13 protein-coding genes are annotated in these 17,251 nt (G+C 75.2%); 8 read left to right on the plus strand and 5 right to left on the minus strand.

The features are described from left to right. Nucleotides 1-371: 371 nt before the first annotated feature. Both AB0L29_RS31420 and AB0L29_RS31425 read left to right on the plus strand, forming a co-directional pair. Nucleotides 372-986, plus strand: a complete 615-nt coding sequence (locus AB0L29_RS31420; protein WP_365832009.1) for a hypothetical protein — start codon at nucleotides 372-374, stop codon at nucleotides 984-986. A 16-nt stretch (nucleotides 987-1,002) separates the two neighbouring features. Then, complete coding sequence (locus AB0L29_RS31425) at nucleotides 1,003-5,328, plus strand: cation-translocating P-type ATPase (protein ID WP_365832014.1); 4,326 nt, start codon at nucleotides 1,003-1,005, stop codon at nucleotides 5,326-5,328. A gap of 198 nt (nucleotides 5,329-5,526) precedes the next feature. On the opposite strand, the gene AB0L29_RS31430 is transcribed toward AB0L29_RS31425, so the two are convergent. After that, a complete protein-coding gene (locus AB0L29_RS31430; protein ID WP_365832016.1) occupies nucleotides 5,527-5,976 on the minus strand; it encodes an SRPBCC family protein in 450 nt (149 codons plus the stop codon). Nucleotides 5,977-6,044: 68 nt separating this feature from the next. Next, nucleotides 6,045-6,698 (minus strand): class I SAM-dependent methyltransferase, encoded by a 654-nt coding sequence (locus AB0L29_RS31435; protein WP_365832040.1) that lies wholly within the window; start codon nucleotides 6,696-6,698, stop codon nucleotides 6,045-6,047. 190 nt (nucleotides 6,699-6,888) lie between these two features. Between AB0L29_RS31435 and AB0L29_RS31440 the strand changes: the two genes are divergently transcribed. Then, the gene (locus tag AB0L29_RS31440) at nucleotides 6,889-7,341 is read left to right on the plus strand and encodes an NAD(P)H-dependent oxidoreductase (protein WP_365832018.1); all 453 of its coding nucleotides are present in this window, start codon (nucleotides 6,889-6,891) and stop codon (nucleotides 7,339-7,341) included. 38 nt (nucleotides 7,342-7,379) lie between these two features. Here the strand turns inward: AB0L29_RS31440 and AB0L29_RS31445 are convergent, their stop codons facing one another. Further along, the gene (locus AB0L29_RS31445) at nucleotides 7,380-8,432 is read right to left on the minus strand and encodes a YihY/virulence factor BrkB family protein (RefSeq protein WP_365832020.1); all 1,053 of its coding nucleotides are present in this window, start codon (nucleotides 8,430-8,432) and stop codon (nucleotides 7,380-7,382) included. A 222-nt stretch (nucleotides 8,433-8,654) separates the two neighbouring features. Between AB0L29_RS31445 and AB0L29_RS31450 the strand changes: the two genes are divergently transcribed. The 3 genes from AB0L29_RS31450 to AB0L29_RS31460 all read left to right on the plus strand — a co-directional run bounded on the left by AB0L29_RS31450 (nucleotide 8,655) and on the right by AB0L29_RS31460 (nucleotide 12,433). Next, complete coding sequence (locus tag AB0L29_RS31450; protein ID WP_365832022.1) at nucleotides 8,655-9,287, plus strand: GNAT family N-acetyltransferase; 633 nt, start codon at nucleotides 8,655-8,657, stop codon at nucleotides 9,285-9,287. A gap of 225 nt (nucleotides 9,288-9,512) precedes the next feature. After that, nucleotides 9,513-10,184, plus strand: a complete 672-nt coding sequence (locus AB0L29_RS31455; RefSeq protein ID WP_365832024.1) for a lytic polysaccharide monooxygenase auxiliary activity family 9 protein — start codon at nucleotides 9,513-9,515, stop codon at nucleotides 10,182-10,184. 275 nt (nucleotides 10,185-10,459) lie between these two features. Continuing rightward, nucleotides 10,460-12,433 carry a DUF1996 domain-containing protein gene (locus AB0L29_RS31460; RefSeq protein WP_365832026.1) on the plus strand — a complete coding sequence of 658 codons (1,974 nt, stop codon included), beginning with the start codon at nucleotides 10,460-10,462 and terminating at the stop codon, nucleotides 12,431-12,433. Nucleotides 12,434-12,565: 132 nt separating this feature from the next. Here AB0L29_RS31460 and AB0L29_RS31465 read toward each other — a convergent pair whose 3' ends face one another. After that, nucleotides 12,566-15,157 carry a SpoIIE family protein phosphatase gene (locus tag AB0L29_RS31465; RefSeq protein ID WP_365832028.1) on the minus strand — a complete coding sequence of 864 codons (2,592 nt, stop codon included), beginning with the start codon at nucleotides 15,155-15,157 and terminating at the stop codon, nucleotides 12,566-12,568. A gap of 302 nt (nucleotides 15,158-15,459) precedes the next feature. On the opposite strand from AB0L29_RS31465, the gene AB0L29_RS31470 reads away from it, so the two are divergent. After that, nucleotides 15,460-16,002, plus strand: coding sequence for a hypothetical protein (locus tag AB0L29_RS31470; protein WP_365832030.1), 543 nt, complete (start codon nucleotides 15,460-15,462; stop codon nucleotides 16,000-16,002). A 515-nt stretch (nucleotides 16,003-16,517) separates the two neighbouring features. Here AB0L29_RS31470 and AB0L29_RS31475 read toward each other — a convergent pair. Then, nucleotides 16,518-16,829 (minus strand): hypothetical protein, encoded by a 312-nt coding sequence (locus tag AB0L29_RS31475; protein WP_365832032.1) that lies wholly within the window; start codon nucleotides 16,827-16,829, stop codon nucleotides 16,518-16,520. A 148-nt stretch (nucleotides 16,830-16,977) separates the two neighbouring features. On the opposite strand from AB0L29_RS31475, the gene AB0L29_RS31480 reads away from it, so the two are divergent. Next, the gene (locus AB0L29_RS31480) at nucleotides 16,978-17,151 is read left to right on the plus strand and encodes a CsbD family protein (RefSeq protein WP_365832034.1); all 174 of its coding nucleotides are present in this window, start codon (nucleotides 16,978-16,980) and stop codon (nucleotides 17,149-17,151) included. Nucleotides 17,152-17,251: the final 100 nt, after the last annotated feature.

Below are 17,251 nucleotides of genomic sequence, written 5' to 3' on the forward strand. Positions count from 1 at the left end.
CAGCGCCGGCGCCGCCGCCCCCGCCGTCCGGCGCAACGCCGCCGCCCCGGGCCGCGGCCCGGTCGTCGCAGCCGTGAAGGAGGGCGGACCGCGCGTCCACGGCCCCGGCACGCGCCCGGTCCGGTCGGTCCCGGCCTCGCCCCGGTCCGGCGCCGGCCACGCCCCCGGGCGCTTCGGCGACGCCGACCCCGGTGACGTCCTGCGCGCCCCGGACGACCGGATGCGCGGGCGGGCCGAGGCACGTCCCGCACCGGCCGCCTTGCCGCCGGGTGCCGGAGCAGGACAAGCGCTTGGCTGCGAAAAGGCTGAATATGGGACATATAGCGGGGAAAGTGGCTAATGTCCCTAGGTGTGCGCTCGTGGAGGTCGGCATGAACCAGGTGAAGGAACGTCCGTCGGATCTCCCCCAGCCCCTGCGAGCGGTCGCCTCCGGCCTGCGGCACGTGCCCGGAGCGGGGCAGGTGGGCAAGATGGCCGACAACGCCCTGGACCGGATCGGAGCGGTCTCCCCGCGCGGCCGGCGGATGGCCGTCTACGCCGGCGCCGGGCTGCTCGGCGTCGCCGGAGTGGTGGAGTGGCCGGTGGCCGTGACCGGCGCGGCCGTCGCCTGGCTGACCCAGCCCCGCCCCGGGCAGCGGACGCCGACCGGCTCACCGGACGACGCCACGTGGCCCGCCACCGCCCGGAGCGGCGGCCCGGCCGGAACCGGCGCCGGTACGGCGCAGGACGCCCCCGGGGCCGCCGAGCCGTCCTGGTACGGCGCCGGCGACAAACTCGCCTCCAGCCGCCGACGGCACGACGAGCCCGAGCCCCACGTCCACGAACAGCCCGCCAGGGTCGGTGACACCCGGACCGCGTCGGCGCTGAAACAGGTCGCGGAGGCGACGTCCCACCACGACACACCCCCCGGGCGGCCGGGCCCGGAACAGGCCCACGGGCACGGGCACGACGGTCGGCCCGCCGACGACGACCGTCACAGCAGCTGAGTCGGGACGACAGGAGATGCTCACACGCTTCGACGTGGCCCCGCTGGCCGGGGCCGTGGCAGGGGCGGCCGCAGGCGCCGCCCGCACCACCGCCCAGGGCGTGACGTCCGCCTACGACACGACACGCCGGATCCGGCACGTCGCCCGCAACGCCCTGTCCGGCGACACCCGCTGGCGGGCCGGGCACCGCCTCCACCTGGCGCTGCGGCGTCCCGGCGGCGACGTGGCCGTCCTCGCCCGCGAGGTGGCCGCCGAACTCCTCGACCATCCCGAGGTGCTGACGGCCTACTGGGACGAGGGACTGTCCCGTCTCGTGGTGACCGCCGTGGAGGCCGAGGCGGCCGACCGCGTCACCGAGCGGGCCACCGAACTCGCCACCCGCCTCGGCCTGGCCGAGGACACCGAACCGGACGACGACGAGGCGGAGGCCGTCCACCCGGGCAGCCCCCGCGAGGTGCGCATCGCCGCGGCCGCGCTGCTGCTGGACGCCGCCGGAGCGGCCGGCGCCCTGGCCGGCCGGTCGATGCGGCTGCCGCCGTCCCCGCGGACGGTCACCGCCGCGGTCATGCTGCTGCGCGAGAACCCCCGCTTCGGCGTGTTCCTCCGGCACCGGCTCGGCCGCACCGGAAAGGAACTCGTCCTCGCCGCGGCCAACGCCGCCGTGCACGGGGCGGGACAGGCCCCGATGTCGCCGGCCCTCGACGCGCTGCTGCGCGGGATCCAGCTGACCGAGGCGGTCGCCCGGGCCGCCGTCTTCGAGGCACTGCACGACGACCTCTGCCTCCGGGACCGCACCAGCCTGCCCCGCCCGTCGTACACCCGGCCCCCGCTGCGGGTCACCCCGGCCAACGAGTACGCGGCCCACGCGACCACCGGCAGCATCGCCGGCGCCGCCGCCGCCCTCCTGGTCACGCACGACCCGAACGAAGCGGCCGAAGCCGTCCTGGCCGGATCCCCCAAGGCCGCCCGGTACGGCCCGGCCGCCTTCGGCGCGGCCCTCGGCACCTTCCTCGCCCGCTCCGGCGTCCTGGTGCGCAGCACCGAACGCCTGAGGCAGCTGGAGATCGCCGACTGCCTCGTCCTGCACGCCGACGCCCTGCGCAACCGGCCGGACGCGGCGGACCGCCGCGCCCCGGACGACCCCCTCCACCCCTTCGCCGAAGCCGTCCTGGACGCGGCCCGCAGGGCCGGCCTGCACGTGGTGATCGCAGGCGGCCCCGACCTGAAGGACATCACCCGGCTGGCCGACGAGGCCGCCCCGCCCGGGCAGCCACTCGGCGACGTCGTACGGGCCCTGCGGGACGACGGGCGCTGCGTGCTCACCGTCGCCCGCATCGACCGTGCGGGCGACGCCGACGTGGCGGCCGGGCTGTCCGCCGGCGATGTGGCCATCGCCCTCACCGACCCGCGCGCCGCGGTCGTCTGGGACGCGGACGTGCTGGCCACCGGCGGCCTGGCCGACGTGTGGCGCCTGCTGACGGCGATCCCGGCGGCCCGCCGGGTCGGCCGCCGGTCGCAGACCCTGGCACGTGCCGGCGCCGCCCTGTCGGGGCTCATGGTGGCCCGCGGCGGCCGGCCGCCCACCCCCCGCGGATGGCCGCCCCTGAGCAGGCAGGCCCCGGTCAACGCCGCCACCGCGGCCGCCCTGTTCACCGGCTGGACCGAGGCCGCCCGCGTGGCCCGCGCCACGCCGCCCCCGCCCCGGCTGCACATCCCCTGGCACGCGCTGGAACCCGACGAGGCCCGCGGGCGGCTCAGCCGCGGCCGCTCCGACGGCGAGCCCCAGGGACTCGCCCTGCTCGCCGACCGCTCGCGCCGGCACGCGGCGCGGCTCGCCCGCAACCCCGCCGCCGCCCCCGCCCGCTGGACGTGGCAGGCGGCCGGCGCCGTCCGCCGTGAACTGGACGATCCCCTCACACCGGTCCTGGCCACGGGCGCGGTCGCCTCGGCGCTGCTCGGTTCGCTCGTCGACGCGCTGCTCGTCTTCGGCGCCATGGACCTCAACGCCGTCACGGGCGGCCTGCAGCGGCTGCGCGCGGAGCAGGCGCTGGCCCGGCTGGCCGCCCGGCAGCAGCCCAAGGCGCGCAGGCAGGACTCCGAGCACCGCACCGTCACCGTCGACGCGGCCCGGCTGCGGCCCGGCGACGAGATCAGCCTCGGCGCCGGCGACGTCGTCCCCGCCGACGCCCGGCTGCTGGAGGTGGACGGGCTGGAGGTCGACGAGTCCGCCCTCACCGGAGAGTCCCTGCCGGTGACCAAGGGGGTCGAGGCGACCCCGGGCGCGCCGGTGGCGCAGCGCGCCTGCATGGTGTTCGAGGGGACGACCGTCGTCGCCGGGCGGGCCACCGCGCTCGTGGTGGACACCGGCGAACAGACCGAGGCGGGCCGCGCCGTCACGCTCGCCGCGCGCACCCCGCCGCCCGCCGGCGTGCAGGCACGGCTGCAGGAACTGACCCGCAAGGCCCTGCCGGTGACCTTCACCGGCGGTGCGCTGGTGACCGCACTGTCCCTGCTGCGCGGCAGCCCGGTGCGGCGCGCCGTCAGCGGCGGTGTCGCGGTGGCCGTCGCCGCGGTGCCCGAAGGGCTGCCGCTGGTCGCGACCGTCGCGCAGATGGCGGCCGCCCGCCGGCTGTCCCGGCGCGGCGTCCTGGTCCGCACCCCGCGCACCCTGGAGGCGCTCGGCCGGGTCGACACCGTCTGCTTCGACAAGACCGGCACGCTCACCGAGAACAAGCTGCGCCTGGTCCGCGTGGCCACCGTCGACCGCGTCGTCCACGCACCGGACGACGAGCCCGCCGTGCCGGTCCTGCGCCTGGCCGCGCGGGCCTGCCCGCAGGAGGAGACGGAGCAGGGCCGCAAGATCGCGCACGCCACCGACGAGGCGGTCCTCGCCGTCGCCCCGCCCGACGAGGCCTGGGCGCCCACCGGCGAACTGCCCTTCGAGGCCAGCCGCGGCTACGCCGCCGCGATCGGCCGCGACGGCGGCCTGGGCGACCTCCTGGTCGTCAAGGGCGCCCCGGAGACGGTCCTGCCCGCCTGCCGGGACCTGCCCGACGACGCCTCCGACACCGCCCACGAGCTGGCCGGGCAGGGGCTGCGGGTCCTCGCCGTCGCCCAGCGGCCCTGCCGCGCCGACGACGCCGAGGCCGAACTCGACGCGCCGCTCGCCGACCTGGAGTTCCGCGGGCTGATCGCGCTGGCGGACGTCCCGCGCGAGACCTCGCACGCCCTGCTCGCCGAACTGCGCCGCTCCGGCATCGCGCCCGTCATGCTCACCGGCGACCACCCGGAGACCGCGCGGGCGATCGCCCTGCAACTGGGCTGGCCGGAGGAGACCGAGGTCGTCACCGGCGACGAACTGGTCGCCATGGGCCGCCGCGACCGCGCCCGCACCCTGCACGGCGCCGGCGTCGTCGCCCGGGTCGCCCCCGAGCAGAAGCTGCACGTCGTGGAGGCCCTGCAGAAGGCCGGCCGGGTCGTGGCGATGGCCGGCGACGGCGCGAACGACGCCGCCGCCATCCGCGCCGCCGACGTCGGCGTCGGCGTGGAGGCCCGCGGCTCGGCGGCCGCCCGCAACGCCGCCGACCTGGTGCTCACCACCGGTGACCTGTCCGTGCTGGTGGACGCGGTCGTCGAGGGCCGGGCCCTGTGGCGCAGCGTCGCCGACGCGGTGAGCATCCTCATCGGCGGCAACGCCGGCGAGGTCGGCTTCAGCGTGCTCGGCACCCTGCTGGCCGGCGCCTCGCCGCTGTCGACCCGTCAGCTGCTGCTGGTCAACCTGCTCACCGACATGTTCCCGGCGATGGCGGTGGCGGTGACCCCGAGCGACGACCCGTCGACGGCGCAGCGCGCCCAGAGCGGCCCGATGGGGCTCGACGTGCTCGGCGCGCCCCTGCTGCGCGCGATCCGGCGCCGGGGGGTGACGACGTGTCTGGGCGCGGTGGCGGCGTACCTGATCGGCCGGTTCACACCCGGCACCGAGCGCCGTTCGACGACCATGGCGCTGTGCGGCGTGGTCGGCGCCCAGCTCGTGCAGACCCTCTCCGGCCGCCGCCACAGCCCGCTGGTGTGGGCGACCGCCCTGGGCTCCGCCCTGGTGCTCGCCGCCCTCGTCCAGACCCCCGGCGTCAGCCACTTCTTCGGCTGCACCCCGCTCGGCCCCGGCGCCTGGACGGGCGTGGCCCTGGCCATCGTCCTGTCGGCCCTGGCCCCGCGGCTGGAACACCTCCAGCCGGTACGGCGGCTCTACGCCGGCACGACGCGGCTGGCCCTGCGCCTGGGCGACCTCGGCCGCCAGGCAGGCGGGACGCTGCACAGCGGCATCGCCCGGCCGGTGGTGTAGGCCCTGTCGCCGGACTCCCGCCTGCCCCGCCCCCCCCCGGGCGGACGACGGGAGTCCGGCGACAGGCCCCGGCGGGCGCGGACCAGGCGAACCACGAGGGCGGGGGAGACGCCCGGCCCCGCATCGTCCGGCCCTGCACGGACGGCGGCCGTCCCGGGGACTCCCCGGGACGGCCGCCGTCCGTGGAACGCAGCCGGATCAGACCTGGCCGCGCCAGGCCCCCGTCTGCGTGCCGCGGGCCTCGATGAACTCCTTGAACCGCCTCAGATCACCGCTGACCTGCCGCTTGACGAAGCCGAGCTTGTCGGCGACGGTCTCGGTGACACCGCTGGGATCGAAGTCCATCTGCAGCATGATCTTCGTGGTGTCGTCCTGGATGCGGTGGAAGGTGACGGCACCGGCCTGCCGGGCCTCACCGTTCACCGTGGTCCAGGCGACCCGTTCGTCGGGAATCTGCTCGGTGATCTCCGCGTCGAACTCCCGGCGCACGCCGTCGACGTTCGTGACCCAGTGCGTGAGGGTGTCGGTGCGCTGCTCGATGCGCTCCACACCGTCCATGAACTCGGGGAACGACTCGAACTGGGTCCACTGGTCGTAAGCCGTGCGGACCGGGACGCGGACCTCGATCGATTCCTCGACCTGCGACATCGCAGTACCTCGCTTTCCTCTGCCGGTACGGACCGTGGTTGACGGGTACCTGCTCAGGCGCCGGTCAGTCATGGTGATCGCCGGCAGTACACGAAGAGGTGGGGCTCGGGCGCGGCCTCGGGCAGCGCGGGGGTGAACATCACGTCCCGCCGGGACAGGACGGTCAGGCCCGCCTCCCGCACCAGGGCGACGACGTCCTCGGCGGCGAAACTGGTGACCCGCACGGGCTGTCCCATGAAGACCGCCTCGACGTCCTCCACGTCGACGGGCACGGTCGCCAGGACGAGGTGACCACCCGGGCGCAGGGCCCGCGCCAGCCGCCGCACGAGGCCGGACTGCTGCGCGCGGGACATCTGCAGCAGGGAGAAGAACACGCAGACCGCGTCGTACGAGCCGTCCTCCAGCGGTACCTCGCGGATGTCGGCGCAGCGGAAGGTGGCGCCGGGCACCCGGCGGGTGGCGAGTTCGACCATGACGGGGGAGAAGTCGACGCCCAGCACGTCGTGGCCGGCCGCGGCGAGCACGGCGGCCGTGGGCCGTCCCGTTCCGCTTCCCACGTCCAGCACCCGGCTGCCGGGCCGCAGCCGCTCCAGCAGCCACTCCAGCGCCGCCCGGTGCTCCTGCGAACCGGCGAACGCCTCCTCGTACCGGGCTCCGAGGGCGTCGAACACCGCGGCGGCCCGCAGCCGGTCCTCCCGGCCCGCCCCGCCCGTCTCGTCCATCCCGCCCGTCACGTCCGTTCCATCCGTCCCGTCCATCACGGCGGTCCCCCTCGTCCACGTCCCGATGCCGGGCATCCTCGCATCGCCCTTCCGGCGCCCACAACGGGGCGCACGGGGGCGCCGGGTCCTTTCGGGCCGCCGGAGGCGGTGCCGCTTGCGGCGGCCGGGCCCGGGACGGCAAGGTCGGGCCGTGTCCACCTTGCTGATCGTGCACCACACGCCGTCCCCCCACTGCCAGGCCCTTTTCGAGGCCGTGGTCTCCGGCGCCACGGCTCCGGAGATCGAGGGCGTGCGGGTGGTACGGCGGCCGGCGCTGTCCGCCACGGCCTCCGACGTGCTCGACGCCGACGGTTACCTCCTCGGCACCCCGGCGAACCTCGGGTACGTGTCCGGCGCCCTCAAGCACTTCTTCGACCAGGTCTACTACCCCTGCCTGGACGCCACCCGGGGCAGGCCCTTCGGCTACTGGGTGCACGGCGGGAACGACGTCACGGGCGCCGTGCGCGCCGTCGAGTCGATCACGACCGGCCTCGGCTGGCGCCGCGCGGCGAAGGCCGTGACGGTCACCGGCGAACCCGGCGGGGCCGACCTCGAACGGTGCCGGGAACTGGGCGCGACGCTCGCGGCCGGCCTGACGGACTGAACCGGCGCGCCCGCCCCGCCCCTGGGGGCGGGACCGGATCAGGCGTCGTCCAGCCGTCGCCGGTCCTCCTCGTCCCACTTCCGGGTGTCGCGCGGCTGGGTGTACGGCTCGGCCTCGGGCGGATGGCCGCCGGCGATCGCCCGCTGCCGCGTCGTCTCGGCGTCGAACTCCAGGCCCAGCAGGATCGCCAGGTTGGTGATCCACAGCCAGACCAGGAAGACGATGACGCCGGCCATGGTGCCGTAGGTCTTGTTGTAGGAGGCGAAATTGGCGACGTAGAACGCGAACCCGGCGGAGGCGATCATCCAGATCAGCAGGGCCAGGAAGCTGCCCGGGGTGATCCACCGCAGGCCCTTGACCTTGGCGTTCGGGCTGGCCCAGTACAGGATCGCGATCATGGCGATGACCAGGACGACCAGGACGGGCCACTTGGCGATCGACCACACCGTCAGCGCGGTGTCGCCGAGGCCGAGCACGGCGCCCGCCCGGCGGGCGATGCCGCCGGTGAAGACGACGATCAGCGCGCTGACCACCGCGATCACCATCAGGACGACCGTCACCCCGAGCCGCACCGGCAGGACCTTCCACACCGGGCGCCCCTCGGGCATGTCGTACACGGCGTTGGCCGCGCGGATGAACGCCGCCACATAGCCGGAGGCCGACCACACCGCCAGCACCAGGCCGACGATCGCCATGATCGAGCCGACGCCGGCGTTGCCCTGCAACTGCTCCACGGCCCCGGTGAGGATGTCGCGGGCCGACCCGGGGGCGAACTGCTGGACGTTCTCCATCACCTTGTCCGTGGTGGACCGGCCGGTGATGCCCAGCAGCGACACCAGCACCAGCAGTCCCGGGAACAGCGCGAGGACGCCGTAGTACGTCAGCGCGGCGGCCCGGTCGGTCAGTTCGTCGTCCTTGAATTCCCGCAGGCTGCCTTTCAGCACCGCGCCCCACGCCCCTCGCGGCAGCTTCGCCGGTGTGTCCGGCGCCCTCCGCTCCACCTCGGGTCCCGGCCCGGGCTCGGATGCGTCCCCCCGCTCGGCCTGCTCGTCGTGCTGTTCTTTTCGTCCAGGAATGTGCAGCTTCACCATGGGCGCCGGGTAACCGTCGGCCGGTTTCCTAACCGGCGCCCGCGAGCCTCTCCGGCGGGGCGCCGCCGGGCCCCGCGCCGAGCCCGCGGCCTCCCGGTCGCCGGGTGCACGCCGTCACGCGCCTGCCTCCTGGGCCGGGATTCGGCAAGGAGCGGACCGGCCGGAGTGCCGACGACTTCGAAACCCTTGTGGGAGCGCTCCCAAGCCGTGCACGATACTCCGGTGACTTCGCCTGCCTTCATCCGCCCGTACCGCGCCGAGGACGCGCCGGCCCTCGACGACATCTGCATCCGCACCGGCCACAACGGCCAGGACAGCCGTCCCTTCTACGCCGACCCCGGCATCTTCCCGGTCATCTTCGCGGCGCCGTACGCCCGTTTGGAGCCGGACCTGGCGTTCGTCCTGGACGACGGGCGAGGGCGGGCGGTCGGCTACGTCCTCGGCACCGCCGACACCGCCCGCTTCGCCGAGTCCTTCCGCACCGCCTGGCTGCCCCGGGTGGCGGAGCGTTACCCCGCGCCGTCCGGGCCGCCGCGCACCCGGGACGAGGTGATGGCCCACCTCCTGCACCACCCCGAGCGGATGGTCCTCCCGGAACTGTCCGCCTACCCCGCCCATCTGCACATCGACCTGCTGCCCGAGTGGCAGGGCCGCGGCCACGGCCGCCGGCTCGTGCGCACGTTCCTGCAGGCCCTCCAGGACAAGGGAGTGCGGGCCGTCCACCTGGGCATGGCGAGTGCCAACACCCCGGCCAGGGCCTTCTACGACCGCCTGGGCTTCCATGTGATCGACGTCCCCGAGGGTGGTCCGGTCACCTACCTGGGGCGCTCCACGACGCACCTCGACGGGCTGTGAGGCGCCGGCCGGGGGCCGCGCTCCGGCCGGAGCGCCCCCGCGTGCCGGCCGGACGCCTCCGCGCGCCGTCGAACGCATCGAACGCGCCACGGAACGCAGAAGTGGCGCAAACGAATGTTGCCGCTGTGTTGCGCGAGGCGCAGCCTGTCCACTGCGGGAGCGCTCCCACGCCTCTCTCGCCCCCCACGGAAGAACCGAAGCCCCCACATCCGAAAGAAGGAGATCATGGCTTGTCATGATCATGTCTTAAGGGTCCGGTCCCGCCTGACGCTCGTCCTGAGCGCGGTGGCCGCCGCACTGCTGTGCCTGATCCCCTGGAGCGGCACCGCCAGCGCCCACGGCTCCGTCATCGACCCGGCGTCCCGCAACTACGGCTGCTGGCAGCGCTGGGGGAGCGACTTCCAGAACCCGGCCATGGCCCAGCAGGACCCCATGTGCTGGCAGGCGTGGCAGGACGACCCCAACGCCATGTGGAACTGGAACGGCCTCTACCGCAACGGCTCCGGCGGGAACTTCCAGGCCGCCGTCCCCGACGGGCAGCTGTGCAGCGGCGGCCGCACCGAGAGCGGCCGCTACAACTCCCTGGACGCCGTGGGCCCGTGGAAGACCACGGACATCGGCAGCAACTTCACCGTGCGGCTGCACGACCAGGCCAGCCACGGCGCGGACTACATCCTCGTCTACGTCACCCGGCAGGGCTTCGACCCCGCCACCCAGCCGCTGACGTGGAACGACCTCCAACTGGTCGCGCGCACCGGCAAGTACGCCCCCGGCCAGAACTACTCGATCCCGGTCAGCACCTCGGGCCTGAGCGGCCGTCACGTCGTCTACACGATCTGGCAGGCCTCGCACATGGACCAGACGTACTTCCTGTGCAGCGACGTCAACTTCCGCTGAGCGGGACCGGTCCCGCCCCCGCCGGACGCACCGTGCCCGGCGGGGGCGGGACGCGGCGCACCCGCGTCCCGTGAGAGTTCCCGAAGAATTTCCCGGGCGCGTGAACGCCCCGGGACTCGCCTACGTATGGGGCGGGGGAATTCCATGCCGGCCCCCGGCCCCGCAGCCACGAACGTAGGAGTACTTCCTTGGGACGCAACACGCGCAGACGCCCCAGAGGTCCACAGCGCGCGACCTTTGCCGCGGTCGCGCTGATCCTGGGCGGAGGGGGGTTGGTGGCGGCGAACGTCTACGCCTCGGCGACCGAGGGCGACGGGGACCCCGCCGGGCAGGCCGGCGGCGGGGTGCCGGGAGCGAGCACCATCGACTGCCCGGACGTGGGCACCCGGCTCACGGCGGTTCCGGGCCGGGCGCAGGCCGAGGTCGACAAGGAACTCGCCGCCCTGGACGAGCAGATCGCCCGGGCCTACCAGCAGCTGCGGGAGGCCGCGCGGGCCGGCGGGCAGGACGCCGGCGGCGCGGAGGAGGCGATCACCGAGCCGCTGAAGGAACAGCGGGCCGCGACCATCGGGCGCATCACGGCCGCCATCGGCCGGGCGGGGGACCGCCCGGAAGGGCTGGAGGCCCTCGCGGCCTGCACCGTGCGGACCACTGCCGCGCAGACCCCCGCAGGCCAGGACGGCGCCGGCGAGGACCAGGGCGACGCCGGGGGGCAGGGGCAGCAGGACGGGAACGGGGGACAGGCGGGCAACGGGCCCGTCGCCGCGGACTACGCCGACATCACCGCCGTCCAGCCCAACGTGCCCCGCCCGCAGCGGACGGGGGACGCCTCGCGCGGCTCCTTCTCCACCAGCTGCGGCGTGAACGAGAACGGCCTGTTCAACTCCGACAACGTCATCGTCGCCCCGGGCGTCAGCAACGGCGCCCACCACTTCCACGACTACGTCGGCAACCAGGCCAACGACGCCTTCGCCAGCGACCAGGACCTGGCGGGCGCCGAGACCACCTGCGAGAACCAGGGCGACAAGTCCTCCTACTTCTGGCCCGTGCTGCGCCTGCAGAACGGCACCCGGGAGCAGGACGCCGACTCGCCCGGCGGCGGCATCGAGGGCAACGCCGGAGAGATCGTCACCCCGAAGCAGGTCACGCTGACCTTCGTGGGCAACCCGCGCGGCAAGGTCACGGCCATGCCGCGGCTGCTGCGCATCATCACCGGCGACGCCAAGGCGTTCGTCAACGGCCCCGGCAACGCCAACGCCTCCTGGAGCTGCACCGGCTTCGAGGACCGGCAGCTGAAGGACAAGTACCCGCTGTGTCCTCAGGGCAGCGACGTGGTGCGCACCTTCCGGTTCCAGAGCTGCTGGGACGGCCGCAACATCGACAGCGCCAACCACCGCACGCACGTGGCGTTCGCGGACGCCGCCGGGAACTGCCCGGCCGGCTTCCGGCCCATTCCGCAGCTGGTGCAGCGTCTCGTCTACGACGTCGACGCGCCGAGCCTGGACGACGGCGGCCGGACGACACCGCTGTTCGCCGTGGACTCCTTCCCGGAGCAGCTGCACAAGCCGGTCACGGACCACGGCGACTTCATCAACGTCTTCGACGAGGACCTGATGGAGGAGATGGTCGGCTGCATCAACGAGGGCCGCGAGTGCGACGCCGGCGCGGACTCCGGGTCCGGCTCGGGAGAGGAGCCGCAGGAGCAGCCGACGAAGGCGCCCGAGGCCCCGCAGGAGCAGCCGACGCAGGCGCCCGAGGCCCCGCAGGAGCAGCCGACGCAGGCGCCCGAGGCCCCGCAGGAGCAGCCGACGAAGGCGCCCGAGGTCCCGCAGGACGGGAAGGGCGGACAGGAGCCGGGTGACACCGGCGGCGAGGAGACCGAGGAGCCTCCGGCCGCCACGCCGAGCGCCGGAGCGGCGGGCGGCGGCTCGTCCACGCCCCCGCGCACGGCGGAACCCAAGGCCCGGACGGCGGCCCCCGCCACGCGCGGCACCTCGGCGGGCGGGGACACCGGCGACTCGGACGGCAGCGGCGCGAACGCCGCGGGCGGCTCCGGCCGGACGCCGGCCGCCATCGGGACACCGGCCGCCCGCGACGAGGCCCCGGCCGCCTCCGGGCGGACCCAGCCGCAGGCGGTCAACGGCGGACTGGCCGAGACCGGCGCGCAGTTGTGGCCGGGCGCCGCGGGCGGCGTGCTGCTGATCGCGGGCGTCGTGCTGCTCCGCCGCGTCAGGCGCGGTTCGGCGTGAGCTGAGACCGCCCCGGGCGGTGCGCGAACGGCGGCAGGACCGGTACCGCGGTCCTGCCGCCGTTCGCGTGCGGGGCGCACGCACCGGAAGGCGGAGCCCGGCGCCCGCCGGACGCGGCACCGGCGCGGGCGCTCACCCGGACGGCGGCACCCCCGGCGGGCCGGCGGCGGGCGGGCGGCCGTACGCCGTCAGCAGCAGCGCCACGTCGTCCGGCCGGTCCGGGGTGCGGCGGGCCGCCCTGATCAGCTGGTCGGCGAGGTGCTCCACCGAGTCGGTGGGGGTCTGGGCCAGACAGCGGTGGACCTCCTGGATCCCCGCCTCGATGTCACTGCCGGGGTGCTCGACGAGCCCGTCCGTGTACAGCACGAGGACGCTGCCGGGCTCCAGGGTGAGGGCGGTGACGGGGTAGACGGCGTCGGGCTGGACGCCCAGCATGACGCCGCCCGCGAGATCGAGGGTCTCGGCCCGCCCGTCCGGGTGGCGCAGCAGCGGCGGCGGATGGCCCGCCCGCACGACCAGGGCGCGCCCGCTGCCCGGATCCAGCTCCACGTAGCAGCAGGTGGCGCAGGTGTCCGCGTCCAGCTCGGCCAGCAGCCGGTTGGTGTGCGTGATGACCTCCTGCGGGGGGCGCTCGCTCGCGGCGAAGGCGTGCACCGCGCTGCGCAACTGCCCCATGACGGCGGCGGCGCCGACGCTGTGCCCCTCGACGTCGCCGATGACCAGGGCCACCCCGCGGCCGGTGCGGATCACGTCGTACCAGTCGCCGCCGATGGCCATGCCCTGGGTGCCGGGCAGATAGCGGCCCGTGGTGCGCAGCCCCTCGATGACGGGCAGCCGGTGCGGCAGCAGCCCCTCCTGCAGACCGCGGGCGACCGCCGACTCGGCGTCGTACAGCCGGGCCCGCTCCAGCGCCTGGGCGACCAGCCCGCTCAGCGCGGTCAGCGCGGAGCGCTCGTCGGGCGTGAACCGGTGCCGCGCCCCCCAGCCGAGGATGCAGGAGCCGACCGGATGGCCGGAGGCGACCAGCGGCAGGAACGACCAGGCGCTCATGCGGTCCAGGGCGATGCCCGGGTAGGCGCCGCTCAGGTCCTCGGGCGACTCGAAGAACAGCGGGAGCCGCGTCGTCAGCGCGTGGACGCCGGGCAGCCGGGTGTCGAGGCCGACGCCCTCGAACGGGACGAGGAAGCCCTCCGGGTAGCCGGATTCCCACAGCAGGTACATACGGCCGTCGCGGACGGTGTAGAGGGCGAGCTGGTCGGCGCCGAACGCGGGCAGCAGCTGCTCCGACACGGCCCGGCACACGTCCTTCACGGTGACCGCCTCGGTGAGCGCGCTGGCCATCTGCACGACGTGGTACAGCGCTCCCGCGCGAGGAGCGGCGATCGGCTCGGGCGGCGGTGCCCCTACCGCCGTACCGGGGACGACACCGGCGGCGGCCGTGCGCACCGGCTCGTCCCCGGTGGGCGGGCCGGCCGGGAAGACGCGGCCGGTCAGCCCGTGCACACCGGGGTAGAGCACGAAACCGAGCCAGCCGTCGGCGGGGTGCCGCACCAGGAACGACACCGGCTCCTGCGACAGCATGGCCGCCCGGTAGCGGTCCTCGTACGCCGGATCCCGCAGCCAGGTGATCACGTCCCACGGGTAGCGGCCGAGCAGCTGCTCGCGCTCGCAGCCCAGCAGTTCCGCGCAGCGGCGGTTGGCGTAGATGCCCCGGCCGTCCTGGTCGAGGGAGAACAGTCCGTCGGGCAGCCGCTCGGCGGCCTCGGCCGCGGTGACCCCGCCCGCGGCGTCGACGAGCGCGGCCACCAGCAGGTGCTCTGACCCCGCGCCGCCCCGCACCAGGTGGCCCCACAGTTCGACGGGACGGTAGCGGACCTCGTCCCCCTGCGCGGACTCGTCCAGCACCCTGAAGTGCCGGGCCCTGACCTGCCCGGAGGCCAGCGCGTCCTGCCGGCTCGCCCGCAGTTCGTGCAGGTCGTCGGGGCTCACCCGGCTCTCGATGTCCGCCAGGGCGCCGCCGAAGTCCGCCCGGCGCAGGCCGAGCACGGCGAGCGCCTCGTCGTCCACGGAACACAGGCCGCTGTCCAGGTCCCACTCGATCAGTCCGACCCGGACGGCGCGCGCGACCGGCGTGGGGAAGCGCACGCTGACCGGCTCGGCGTCGTACGTGACGCCCGGCGCGCCGGCGGCCGCGTCCGGCCGGCGGGCGAGACGCTCCTCCATGTCCCGCCTGGCGGCGCGCAGCGCGGCGCCGGCCGCCTCGCCGTCCTCCGGTCCCCGCGCGGCCGGCCAGAGCACGACCAGCACGCCCACGGTCTCGCCGCCGACCCGGACGGGCTGGTGGACGGAGGCGAACGAGTACGGCAGCGCGGCGGTGAACTGCGGGAAGCGCACCATGGTCGCCCGCTCGTCGGGCAGCCACAGGCTCTCGCCGGCGCGGTACGCCTCGGCCATGGGCAGGGCACCGCCCACCGGCACCCGCCACCACGCCTTGAGCAGCGACCGCGGTACTCCGGTCACCACGGTCAGGACGAGCGAGCGCCGGTCACGGGAGCACAGGTAGACCAGTCCGCCGTAGCCCCGGGCGGCCCGGACGGCCGCGATCAGCGGATCCGCCAGGGCGTCCTCGAACCGGGCCGCGTCCCCGGCCCGGCCGGCACCGCCGTCCCGGGCCCGGGCACCGGCCGGCCGTGCCCCGTCCGGCCCGGCGGCTGCCTCATCCATCTCGCGTCCTCCCGGTACGGACGCACCGGACACCGTTCGCCTCCCACCAGGATGTGCCATGGGCGGCGGTCCGGCGCGGTGGGGGCGTACGGATTCCGGTCGGCCCCGCGCGGCCCCGGATCTCCCACCCGGCCCCCGGCCCCCGGGCCGCGTCCTGCGTGTTTTTCACGACGACTCGCCGGATGGAGCGCAACCATTCGGCCAACTCAGTCGTCTCACCTGATACCAACACCATGCACATCTCGGGGGCGAGAATGTCACGAATCGGAAGAACCAGAACAGTATGCGCGGCGGTCGTCCTCATGGGCGCCACGCTCACGGCGGCGGCGGTCCCGGCCGGCGCGGCTCCGGCGGCCACCGCGCGGGCCACGGCCTGCCCCACCGGCTGGGGCAGCCTCGACAAGACCGGCGGCACCGCCACGGCGACGCCGGTGACGAACATCAGGACCGGCCGCCACGCCTGCTTCGACCGCATGGTCGTCGACCTCCCCGGCGCGGGCCGCGATGGGCTCGGCTACTCCGTCAGGTACGTCGACCGCCTGTACCAGGACGGATCGGGGCGCCACATCCCCGTCGCCGGCGGAGCCGTCCTGGAGGTGCGGGTGGCCGCACCCGCCTACGACCCCGACACCGGCGCACCCGTGTACCCGGCCCGGGCCGGACACCCCCTGCCGGGCGTGGACCTCACCGGGTACCGCACCTTCCGGGACGCCCGGTTCGCCGGCAGCTTCGAGGGCGACACCCAGGTCGGCCTCGGGGTCCGTGCCCGGCTGCCCTTCCGGGTCCTGCCCCTGCACGACCGCATCGTGGTGGACGTCGCCCACGGCTGGAACGGCGGCCGCTGAGGACGGACCCCTCGCGGGTCGCCGCCTGCGGGGCGGCGACGCGACGCCGGAGCGCCCCGTCGCCCGACCCGGGCGCACCGGCCGTCCCCGCCTCCACCGGAGGCGGGCGCACCGGCCTCCCGGGCCTGCGGAGCGCACGCGGCGCGACTCTGCTAAGCTCGATCATGAGCTCGCCGCCGAACTTCCGGTGGCAGGCCGCGCGTTGGTGGTCCAAGGAAAGACGCCCCGCTTCCTGCGGGGAGATGCAGGTGCAAGGCCTGCCCGGCGCTCCATCGAGGGCCCCGCCCCCTGACACGTCAGGGGGCGGGGCCCTTTCCTCGTTCGCCGGCTGTGACGGCACCCCTCCCGCACGACCGGTACGGCGACGCGGAGGACCCCGCCGGTGCGCGCCCCGCGACCGGATTCCGGACCCCGGACACGGCGCGCGCCCCGGCCGCCGGCGCCCCGGCCGACCCTGACGGGCCGCCAGGCCGTACACCGGGAACGGGCGCTCGCGCGGCCGCGCCGACGGGGCCTCACACCGGATGCCCCTGACCGGCCAGCCACCGGTGGACGGATTCCTTGTCCGCCGGGGTGATCCGCGCGGGCCCGCGCACGTCCGGGCCCTCGTCCTCGTTGAAACCGGTGTCGGTGACCCGGGCGGTGACCCAGTGGGCCAGATCCTGCGCGGAGTCCGCCGGCAGGGAACCCCGCTGCCAGCCCTCGCGTGCCGCGCGAGCGGCCTCGGCGTCGTGGCGCTGCGTCTCCTCCAGCCACACGGGCACGAGTCGCTCCACGACCCGCACGTCGTCCTCGGAAGACCTGTGATGCTGTTCGTGTGCGGTCATGCCGGCCGGGTTTCCCGGATCGCGGACGCGATGCAGCCGGGTCGTCGACGGCGCGGGACGGCGTGTGTCCGTCCGGGGCGGGTTTGGACACGGCGCCGGCGGTCACCCGGTCGGCGGACCGAAGTCGTACACGCTTGGAGTGAGAGCTGTGGCTGAAGAGCAGAAGGCCAAGGCGAAGAGCGAGCAGGCCAAGGGCAAGGCCAAGGAAGTGGTCGGCCGCGCGGTGGGCGATGAGCGGCTGGAGGCCGAGGGCCGTGCCGAGCAGGCCAAGGGTGACGCGCGGCAGGCGAAGGAGAAGACGAAGGACGTCTTCCGGCATTGACGGTTCTGCGCGGGCGAGTGGGCCCCCGCCGTACACGGCGGGGGCCCGAGAACACCCTCAGCGGGGGGTTACTCCGCGTTAACGTCCTGGATCCCCTCCA

It is taken from the genome of Streptomyces sp. NPDC052701 (genome assembly GCF_040678355.1).
Taxonomy (GTDB): domain Bacteria; phylum Actinomycetota; class Actinomycetes; order Streptomycetales; family Streptomycetaceae; genus Streptomyces.

Bases quoted from the DNA above. Each gene is read 5' to 3' on its own strand.
- AB0L29_RS31465 (WP_365832028.1), bottom strand. From the start codon at position 15,157: ATGGATGAGGCAGCCGCCGGGCCGGACGGGGCACGGCCGGCCGGTGCC.
- AB0L29_RS31455 (WP_365832024.1), top strand. From the start codon at position 9,513: ATGGCTTGTCATGATCATGTCTTAAGGGTCCGGTCCCGCCTGACGCTC.
- AB0L29_RS31425 (WP_365832014.1), top strand. From the start codon at position 1,003: ATGCTCACACGCTTCGACGTGGCCCCGCTGGCCGGGGCCGTGGCAGGG.
- AB0L29_RS31470 (WP_365832030.1), top strand. From the start codon at position 15,460: ATGGGCGCCACGCTCACGGCGGCGGCGGTCCCGGCCGGCGCGGCTCCG.
- AB0L29_RS31475 (WP_365832032.1), bottom strand. From the start codon at position 16,829: ATGACCGCACACGAACAGCATCACAGGTCTTCCGAGGACGACGTGCGG.
- AB0L29_RS31445 (WP_365832020.1), bottom strand. From the start codon at position 8,432: ATGGTGAAGCTGCACATTCCTGGACGAAAAGAACAGCACGACGAGCAG.
- AB0L29_RS31435 (WP_365832040.1), bottom strand. From the start codon at position 6,698: ATGGACGAGACGGGCGGGGCGGGCCGGGAGGACCGGCTGCGGGCCGCC.
- AB0L29_RS31420 (WP_365832009.1), top strand. From the start codon at position 372: ATGAACCAGGTGAAGGAACGTCCGTCGGATCTCCCCCAGCCCCTGCGA.
- AB0L29_RS31430 (WP_365832016.1), bottom strand. From the start codon at position 5,976: ATGTCGCAGGTCGAGGAATCGATCGAGGTCCGCGTCCCGGTCCGCACG.